General features: G+C 36.8%; 8 protein-coding genes. 6 read left to right on the top strand and 2 right to left on the bottom strand.

Annotation, left to right across the window (positions count from 1 at the left end; all coding sequences use genetic code 11):
• Both ACNKXV_RS11795 and ACNKXV_RS11790 read left to right on the top strand, forming a co-directional pair.
• Nucleotides 1-315: BRCT domain-containing protein (locus ACNKXV_RS11795; protein ID WP_417907935.1), on the top strand; the 315-nt coding region annotated here is incomplete at its 5' end.
• A 55-nt stretch (nucleotides 316-370) separates the two neighbouring features.
• Complete coding sequence (locus ACNKXV_RS11790; RefSeq protein WP_417907934.1) at nucleotides 371-1,000, top strand: M15 family metallopeptidase; 630 nt, start codon at nucleotides 371-373, stop codon at nucleotides 998-1,000.
• Here the strand turns inward: ACNKXV_RS11790 and ACNKXV_RS11785 are convergent, their stop codons facing one another.
• On the bottom strand, nucleotides 1,001-1,912 hold the full coding sequence (locus ACNKXV_RS11785) for a bifunctional metallophosphatase/5'-nucleotidase (protein ID WP_417907933.1): 912 nt from the start codon (nucleotides 1,910-1,912) through the stop codon (nucleotides 1,001-1,003).
• A 3-nt stretch (nucleotides 1,913-1,915) separates the two neighbouring features.
• Entirely contained in the window at nucleotides 1,916-2,668 is a 753-nt protein-coding gene (locus ACNKXV_RS11780) for a 5'-nucleotidase C-terminal domain-containing protein (RefSeq protein WP_417907932.1), read from the bottom strand.
• A gap of 216 nt (nucleotides 2,669-2,884) precedes the next feature.
• On the opposite strand from ACNKXV_RS11780, the gene ACNKXV_RS11775 reads away from it, so the two are divergent.
• The 4 genes from ACNKXV_RS11775 (at nucleotide 2,885) to ACNKXV_RS11760 (ending at nucleotide 6,040) form a co-directional block, all read left to right on the top strand.
• On the top strand, nucleotides 2,885-3,583 hold the full coding sequence (locus ACNKXV_RS11775; protein ID WP_417907931.1) for a hypothetical protein: 699 nt from the start codon (nucleotides 2,885-2,887) through the stop codon (nucleotides 3,581-3,583).
• Between the two features lie 120 nt (nucleotides 3,584-3,703).
• Complete coding sequence (locus tag ACNKXV_RS11770; RefSeq protein WP_417907930.1) at nucleotides 3,704-4,216, top strand: DUF6913 domain-containing protein; 513 nt, start codon at nucleotides 3,704-3,706, stop codon at nucleotides 4,214-4,216.
• Nucleotides 4,216-5,091: a 4-hydroxy-tetrahydrodipicolinate synthase gene (dapA, locus tag ACNKXV_RS11765; RefSeq protein WP_417907929.1), complete on the top strand. Its 876-nt coding sequence runs from the start codon at nucleotides 4,216-4,218 to the stop codon at nucleotides 5,089-5,091. The genes ACNKXV_RS11770 and dapA overlap by 1 nt, the downstream gene beginning before the upstream one ends.
• Before the next feature lie 124 nt (nucleotides 5,092-5,215).
• Nucleotides 5,216-6,040, top strand: a complete 825-nt coding sequence (locus ACNKXV_RS11760) for an outer membrane protein assembly factor BamD (protein ID WP_417907928.1) — start codon at nucleotides 5,216-5,218, stop codon at nucleotides 6,038-6,040.
• The last annotated feature ends 7 nt before the right edge of the window (nucleotides 6,041-6,047 follow it).

Raw genomic sequence — 6,047 nt, 5'->3', positions numbered from 1 at the left:
CAAAATCGCAATACGGTTGAAAGGTTGAGAACTTATGGAGTTCAGCTGGAAATTTCAGCGGAAAAACTTGCCGGTCAAACCGATAAATTAAGTGGAAATACTTTCGTGATCTCGGGAGTGTTCAATAAAATATCCCGAAACGAACTTAAGAAACTTATCGAAGACAATGGTGGAAAGGTTTCCGGTTCTATTTCTTCAAAAACAAATTATCTGGTCGCCGGAGAGAATATGGGCCCAAGTAAACTGGCTAAAGCAGAAAAGCTGGGGACCAATATTATAAGTGAAGACGACTTTCTTAACATGCTGGAGAACTAGATTGAAGTAAACCATGAAAACTCTTTGTTCAGTTTTATTAATGTTAATTTTCTCTATGTCCTATTCGCAAAAGCTTCCTGAAGGTTTCGTTTATATAGATGAGGTGATTCCTGATATTATTGTTGATTTGAGGTATACCGGGAGCAATAACTTTATGGGGAGACCTGTGGAAGGTTATGAAAACGGGCGGGCAGTTTTAAGTGAGAAAGCAGCAAAAGCTTTGAAAGGGGTTCAGCAGGAATTGATCAAGGAGCATGATTTCATGCTTAAGATTTTCGATGCATACAGGCCTCAACGGGCAGTGAATGATTTTGTTGCCTGGTCAAAGGATGAGAAAGATACCCTTGCGAAACATAAATATTATCCAGACCTGGCAAAAAGTGAGCTTTTTCCTCTGGGTTATATCGCATCCAGATCTGGTCACTCCCGGGGCAGTACCGTGGATCTAACTTTGGTAAAAGTAAAAGACTGTAAGGAAGTAGATATGGGAAGTCCATATGATTTTTTTGGCGACGTTTCCAATCACGGAACTTCGAAAATTGAAGCTGAACAAACTCAACACAGAGAATTGTTGCGCAGAATTATGAAAAAGCACGGCTTTAGATCCTATCGCCAGGAATGGTGGCATTATACTTTTGATGCCGAGCCCTTTCCGGATACCTATTTTGATTTTCCTGTGAAATAATTATTTCACAGATATTTTTACCCCTTCAGCTCCTGTCTTCTTTTTATTTTCAAAATAGAAATCCAGTTTCCCAAGATATAGTCCGTAACAACCAACCTGATTTATCAGTACTTTTTCGCCTGCCTTATTGGTGATAATAGCAGGTTTTTCAAGGAAGGTATGGGTATGACCTCCAATTATAAGGTCAATATCCTGTGTGGCCTGGGCCAGTTTTACATCAGAGATCTGCTTTCCATTATATTTAAAACCAAGATGAGAAAGACAGATTACAAGGTCGCAATTTTTCTCATGCTTAAGCTTTTGGCTCATGTCTGTAGCGATCTCAATAGGGTCTAAATATTGAGTCTCTTTATAAAGTTTTTTGCCAACCAGGCCATCTAATTCAATCCCCAGTCCAAATACGCCAATTTTTATACCGTCCTTTTCAAAGGTTTTATAGTCTTTGGTCTTTCCATCCATGATGGTATTGCTAAAATCATAATTGGAGCTTATAAATGGAAATTGCGCATGAGGAAGTTGGGCATATAAACCTTCTATTCCATTGTCAAAATCATGATTCCCTATAGTTGCGGCATCATATTTTAACATGCTCATCAATTTAAATTCCAGTTCGCCACCATAGAAATTAAAATATGGAGTCCCCTGAAATATATCACCTGCATCCAGCAGTAGCGTATTGGGGTTCTCTCTCCTTATATTTTCAATTATCGTAGCTCTTCTGGCAATTCCGCCTAAATTAGCATTTCTACCCGCGTCTGGTTTAAAGGCTTCAATATGACTATGTACATCATTTGTATGAAGTATGGTAATCTTTTTTCTGTTTTCCGGTTTAAAGGCCAGAGAAGTAATCCCTCCAAGACTAAGTAAAGCTGTTGTAGCTGCGGTGCCTTTTATAAATTCTTTTCTTTTCATTTTTTAATTTCTGAAATACCGGTTATCCACCACGCTTTTAATTGTATCCTGAGCCTTAAAATAATCTACCAGAACATTCCTTATTTTATACCCCGTATTATGAACGCTTACCGGATTTTCAAAAAACTTCATGTTGTCTCCGCCGGTTAGAAGATAATCTGAAGTTGCCACAAAATATGTTTTATCCTTCCTGATCTCTTCACCATTTATACGGGCGCTTTGAATTATATATTTGGAATTGGCTTCGATCTCGATTCCATTAACGGGATGGGCTGTTTTCGCCCGGCTGAGGTATTGAAGCATTTCTTTCATTTTTGATCCTGAAAGTTCTGCTATCACCACCATGTTTTCAAAAGGCATAATTTGATAAACCATTCTGGTGGTTACATTGCCGGCAGGTAATTCGGCCCTTATTCCTCCATGGTTTAATAGTACCATATCAATCTCCTCTCCGGTTTGTTTTTTGAATATTGGGTTTACCTGTAGCATTAAGGCATCTGCCATTAGGTTGCCTAAAGACGAATTAAGGTCACCATCATTTTTTGTCAAAGCCCGGGGATTATAGGCCAAGGCTGAATCTAAAGTTGAATTCAAATGATTTTTATAGGGTTCTATGAATTCGAGAATTTCTTTATCGGCTTCAATAGAACCATCTATGGAAATTCTTTCGCCCGAAACTTCTGATAAATGCTGAGAAACATTTTTGCATGAATTCAAACAAAGTGAAAGTAGTAGGACAATAAAGAGTTTTTTCATGAAGTGGTGTTGAAAAACAAATATAATCAGAAAAGCTTGATTAAGTTTTTTCCATTTTCTGAAGGGCTTTCCCGAAAATTACATTTTTAATTAAATAAGAAATTTCCTTCTTTAAATGTGTTTTTGATAAAATATTTAAGTTTAACAAAGGAATTTAATATAAGTTTAACCATTATTGTCAAACTTTTCTATATTTATATCCCCGATCGATAGAATATGAATTATAGCCGAATTTTAGTTTTACTGAGCATTCCTCTTTTACTGGTAAATCTGTATGCAGTTACCTATAATTTACCTTTACTGGTCACTTTATCCAGCTTTGGAATTTATATTCCATTATTAGCTGGCTTTTGGGGGAAACTTGATTTAAACAACATAAATATTGTTGGCTTCATAGGTTTGAGCGGGATAGGGACTTTGCTGTTTATCTACGAACAACATTCTTATTTAAGGCTGGCTGCGATCCTGGTGAGTATGTTTTCTTATATTTTCCTTATTCGGGAAGCTTTAAAATATACCCGGAGGGAGAATGCAAATAAGTTTATGCTGGCTTTCTTTTTTATAATTATAGCGGTGAATGTTTACTATGCTTTTGGGCACATTCAGGAGTTGGAAACTTATATAGCTAGTATAATGGAATATGCAGTTTATTCTATCTACTACCTTAATCTGTTCGTGTTGGCCCTGGTTGCGTTAGTATATTATCTCAATTCCTATTCCCGAAAATCGGTTTATTTTATAAGTCTGGTTATAGCTTTAGTAGTTTCTAATATCCTGCGCGATATGGCATTTTTCTATTTGCCGGATACCAGTGTACTTCTCCTTAATTCATTCCTGCAATTTGGAGCTATTTTACTTTCTTTTCAATTCTTTATAACCGAAGAAAAGAAATTGAGATTGATCAATCTTCTTTAAATTCATTATTTGAACATTTTTGGAAAACCTGTATAAAAACGGGCATCATTTCAAATTCTGGCTAAGAGCTTAGACAGAGGATTAGAGATTTTAATTACATTTGCTTAGCTGAATTTTAAAATGTTTGAAGCTCATATCAAAAGGATTCTTCACAACCGAATTATAAAAAAAGAAGTGAGTCACCGCAAATTATTTTCGGGAATTGCTTCTGAAGCTATTCTGGTCATAATTGAAGATGATGATATTGAAAATCTTACAGGCCTTACCCGGCTTTATGAAAAGCTCCCTTTAAACCGGGACCAAATAGATGTTGTGTGTTGTAATGACGCTTCAGGGTTGCTGCAACATGTAGATGTTCACAGTGTGTCTTCAAAAGATATAGGTTTAACAGGGAAGGTGAAAAGTGAAATGTTGGAGCGGTTATTGGAGAAGCCTTATCAATTTGTAATCACCTATTTTAACGGAGAATCATTATTAGGACCACTTCTTACTGCAAAGACAAATGCACAGTTTAAAATTGGCAAAACACCGGATGTTTTTGGAATTTTTGATATCGAGATCAGGTGTGAGACTCCTCATGTTTTTGAGCAGGAAATAATAAAATACTTTAAAATCTTAAAAAATAATAATTAATGGAAGCCTTTATTGGAACCGGAGTAGCGTTGATCACCCCTTTTAAGAAGGACTTATCTGTAGACATCCCGGCTTTAAAAAAACTGGTAGAAGATCAGATAGAAAATGGGATTGAATATCTCGTAGTTTTGGGTACAACAGCAGAAAGTGCCACCTTGACTCAGGACGAAAAAGAGGAGATTAAGAAAGCAGTCATAGAAACTAATGCGGGAAAACTTCCATTGGTTTTAGGGATTGGTGGTAATAATACCGCAGGGGTGGTAGAAGAATTAAAATCTGCAAATCTTGAAGGTTTTGATGCGATCCTTTCTGTTTCTCCATTTTATAACAAACCAACGCAGGAAGGGATTTTCAGGCATTTCAAAGAGGTGTCTAATGCTTCCCCTTTGCCGGTAATTATTTATAATGTGCCGGGGAGAACTGCCAGCAATATACTTCCGGAAACCGTAAACCGAATCGCCCAGGAGTGTAAGAACGTGATCGGGGTTAAAGAAGCAGCGGGAGATATAGTGCAGGCAATGAAAATGATTGCTTTGGTGCCGGATGATTTTCTGGTTATTTCAGGGGATGACATGATCACTCTACCTATGACCCTTGCGGGAGGAAAAGGTGTTATTTCAGTTATTGGACAGGGATTTCCGCGGGAATTTTCAGATATGGTGAGATTAGGACTTAAAGGAGAAGTGGCCGAAGCTTATAAACTTCATTATAAGATCGCGCCAAGTATAGACCTTATTTTTGCCGAAGGAAATCCGGGAGGGATCAAAGCCTTACTTGCCAAAAAAGGGATCGTTAGCAATGTGCTAAGGTTACCTCTGGTTGAAGCCACAGATGGATTAAAGAAAAAGATCGAAGACTTTGTAGATAATTTCTAGGTATTTTTTCCGTTTTAAATAAACACATAATAACTTTCCTTGTCTGGAAAATCCTTTAGGATCAGGGGATTTGTGCACGCAAGGAAAGTTTTTTTTATAGTTACAAAAAATGTATTTTTGCCAGATGTTTTTACGTACCATGAAAAAAGGAATTCTCATTTTAGGCTTATTAATGGTCACGGTATCTTGTAGTGAATACCAGAAGCTGCTTAAAAGTGAAGAAACTGCGCCAAAATATGCGGCTGCAGAGAAGTTATATAAAGAAGGAGAACAGGAAGACAATAAAAAGAAGCTTAGAAAAGCTCTTACTTTGCTTGAAAAGATTGAACCTGAATTTCGCGGTAAGCCACAAGGTGAAAGACTGGTTTTTATGTTGGGGGATACTTATTATGAATTAGGCGATTACTTTAATGCGCCATTTCAATTTGAAAGATTCCTGCAGTTATATCCCAATAGTCAAAAAGCAGAAGAAGCACGTTATAAAATAGCTTCAAGTTTTTATCACAGGTCTCCCAAATTTAATCTGGATCAAACCGATACCCGTAAAGCTATTGAAGAATTACAGGTGTATTTGAATACTTATCCTGAAGGTGAGTTTGTTTCTACTGCCAACGATATGGCAACAGATCTTAGAATCAAACTTGAAAAGAAAGCATATGAGATTGCCAAGCAATATCATCATACCGAATTTTATAAAGCAGCAATAGCCTCGTTTAATAATTTTCTAGCCGATTATCCCGGGTCACCTTTCCGTGAGGCAGCTTATTATTACAGATTTGATTCGGCTTATAAGCTGGCTATAAATAGTTTTCAGGTTTTAATGGAAGAAAGGCTTAAATCAGCCAAAGAGTATTCCGTTTCATATAAAAAATATTATCCTCAGGGGGAGTACCTTCCGCAAATGGAAGCTTCACTTAATGAGATAGAAAAAAAGTTACAGAATTTTTAATTTAGGA

Origin of the sequence: Christiangramia aquimixticola (assembly GCF_048285835.1) — a bacterium.
Lineage (GTDB): Bacteria > Bacteroidota > Bacteroidia > Flavobacteriales > Flavobacteriaceae > Christiangramia > Christiangramia aquimixticola.
The sequence above is the reverse complement of the archived record's forward strand: the minus strand, read 5'-3'. Positions and strand labels throughout refer to the sequence as shown.